The sequence below is a fragment of the Streptomyces sp. genome (genome assembly GCF_035563135.1).
Lineage (GTDB): Bacteria > Actinomycetota > Actinomycetes > Streptomycetales > Streptomycetaceae > Streptomyces.
Genome location: NZ_DATMVN010000853.1, coordinates 1 through 2,719 on the forward strand (window position 1 = coordinate 1; position 2,719 = coordinate 2,719).

General features: G+C 68.4%; 3 protein-coding genes. All 3 read left to right on the forward strand.

All coding sequences use genetic code 11. From position 1 onward, the window contains the following. On the forward strand, window positions 1-243 hold a 243-nt coding region (locus VN520_RS37710; protein WP_325751463.1), incomplete at its 5' end, for a hypothetical protein. A gap of 164 nt (window positions 244-407) precedes the next feature. After that, window positions 408-1,328, forward strand: a complete 921-nt coding sequence (locus VN520_RS37715; RefSeq protein ID WP_325751464.1) for an SMP-30/gluconolactonase/LRE family protein — start codon at window positions 408-410, stop codon at window positions 1,326-1,328. A gap of 317 nt (window positions 1,329-1,645) precedes the next feature. Beyond that, a partial coding sequence (locus VN520_RS37720) for an ABC1 kinase family protein (protein WP_325751465.1) occupies window positions 1,646-2,719 on the forward strand: 1,074 nt, incomplete at its 3' end.

The following is a 2,719-nucleotide window of genomic DNA, read 5'->3' on the forward strand; positions in this document are numbered from 1 at the left end:
TACCAGGCGAAGATGAAGCACTTCCGCGACCAGTTCGACATGGAGATGGGCGTCATCGAGCGGTGCATCGTCGCCGACGGAGTCACGGCGCACACCTACCAGATGTTCATGACCCCGAAGGGGCAGGGCAAGGACAAGACGATCGTCATTCCCGTCACCGAGTTCAACCACTTCGGACGAGTCCCCGGCTACGACAAGCCGATGGTCGTCAGGCTCGAGCTCGTCACCGCCGGCTCCTTGTAAGGGCGTCGCTCGCTGGCTGGCGACGGCTGAGACGCCCTCCAGCGCACGGGTTCTGACGGCGGCGGTTGGCGCCGCCGTCGGGACCCCTCGGGTAGCGCAGCGTCACCACCTCTCCTGGTCGGAGCCGCGCAGCAACCACCATCCCCTTGAAAGGACCCACTCACATGTCCTCGAAAATCCATCTCGTCTCGACCGGAACCTGCACGATCGGGGAGAACCCGCTCTGGGACGCCGCCGAGGAGCGGCTCTACTGGATCGACGTGGCCGCCGGCACCGTCTTCGGCAGCAGAGCCGACGGCCGTGAGCCGCAGCTCTGGCGCTTCCCGTGGGGAACGATCTCCTCCTTGGCCCTGCGCGAGTCGGGGGGCGCGATCGTCACCGCTGCGGCCGGGGTCCACCTGTTCGACTTCGACACCGGCGAGGCCGACACCATCTTCCAACTGGACGGCAAGCCGGGGGTGGGGTTCAACGACGCGAAGGTCGACCGCCAGGGCCGCCTCGTGACCGGGCTGGTCGATGGCACCCAGCTGCAGACCGCCGCAGGCAGCGCTGGGCTGGAGGCGTCCATGAGCTTGTACCGGGTGGACCGGGACCTGCAGGTGCAGCCGCTGGCCGACGGGTTCATCGCGAGCAACGGCCCGTCGTTCAGCCCGGACGGCACCACGCTGTACTGGAACGACAGCTGGGCGCTGCGCACCTACGCGTTCGACTATGAGCCCGAGCTCGGCACCGCGTCGAACCGCCGAGTGTTCGCTGACTTCGCCGACCCCGACGCAGTCGTGCAACCGATGCCGGACGGGGCCACCGTCGACGAGGACGGCTGCCTGTGGACCGCCGCCCTGTACGCCGGCGAGGTCCGCCGGTACACACCCGACGGAGAACTCGACCGGCGAATCCCGCTGCCCCTGCTCAAGCCGCTCGGCGTGGCGTTCGGCGGGCCCGACATGGACGTGCTGTACGTGACCACCATGGGCAACGCTGGTTTCCCAGGAGACCCTGTCCCCGCGAGTGCGTTGGACGGCAGCGTGCTCGCCGTCTCCGGGCTCGGCGTACGCGGCATCCCGGAAACACGGTTCGCGGGCTGAACCGCCGCACGGAACGCACCGCCCCGGGCAGCCGCGACACCCACGGCTGAGCACCGGCGGCACCCGGGCGATCAACCTGCTGATCGGTAAGGCCCGCCCCCTCGCCCACGCCCACGCCCACGGCGCTACGGCTACCTCACCAACTACCGCCCCCGGACACTCCTCGCCGCCAGCGGACAGCGAAGATCCCGACGAGGGACGGCACCACGCTCAGTTCGTAGTGCCGCGAGAGTCTGACCAGTAGGAACTCGGACACGATCCGCTGGACGATCATGTAGTCCACGAGCGCGGGGAGCCCCGTTGGAAGTATGGAGCGCGTGGTAGTTCAAACGATTCTGATCACGCTGAGCATCGTCGTCTTCGCAGCCTGGGTGATCCGGCGGCTGCTGGGCATCGAGTCGGGGCGGTGGGCTGCCACCGCTGGGGCCGTGCTCGTCGGGGAGACGATGACCGTCGGCATCCTGCTGCTCGTCCTCGGGCGGGTCACCGCGCTCCCGTGGCAGTGGTACCCACTCGGTTGCGCGCTGGTGGTGGTCATGTCGATGATCGCCCTTGCGGCCTTCGAGCTTGCCGGCCGAGGGCGTCCGCGCTCCCGGTCCTTCCGCATCCCGCACCCGGTCCGATCGCTGCGGGGGCGTCTCAGCCGAGTCCGTCGCTATCTCCAGGTCAGCGCGATCGGCGTCCGGAACGGGCTGCTAGGGACGTTGGGTGACACCTCGCAGACCCGTGGTCGAGCACTCGGGCGAAGCCTGACGGCGACCTTCGAAGAGGCGGGCGGGCTGTTCATCAAGCTGGGTCAGGCGATGGCATCACAGCCCCAGCTCGTCACGACAGAAGTCGCGGCTGAACTGGCGCGGCTGCAGGACCGGGCGGCTGAGTCCGATCCTGCAGCCGCGCTCGCGGTTCTGGGCGCGGAAGTCGGGTCCTTGGACACGGTCTTCGCCGAGTTCACGCCACAGCCCGTGGCGACGGGGTCGATCGGGCAGACCTACTTCGCCACGCTGCGCGACGGGCGCGAGGTTGTGGTCAAGGTTCAACGCCCCGGAGTTCGCGAGTCGATGGAGCGGGACCTCGACATCGTCTTCCGCCTCGTCAGGCAGCTGGAGCGAAGGACGACCTGGGCGACGACGCTCGGGATACCGGAGCTGGTCGACGGGTTCGCGGCGTCAACCCGGGAGGAGCTGGACTTCCGCATCGAGGCCACCAACTGCCACGACACCCAGCAGCTCACCGCGGACTCCGGCCTCATCACCGTGCCAGCGGTGATCGACGAATTCACGACGAGCCGTGTCATGGTGCAGGAGCGGGTCGAAGGACGAAGCGTCGGGGCTCCCGGCGTTGTCGACGACTTGACCCTTGACCAGCGAAGGGCCCACGCGGACAACCTGGTG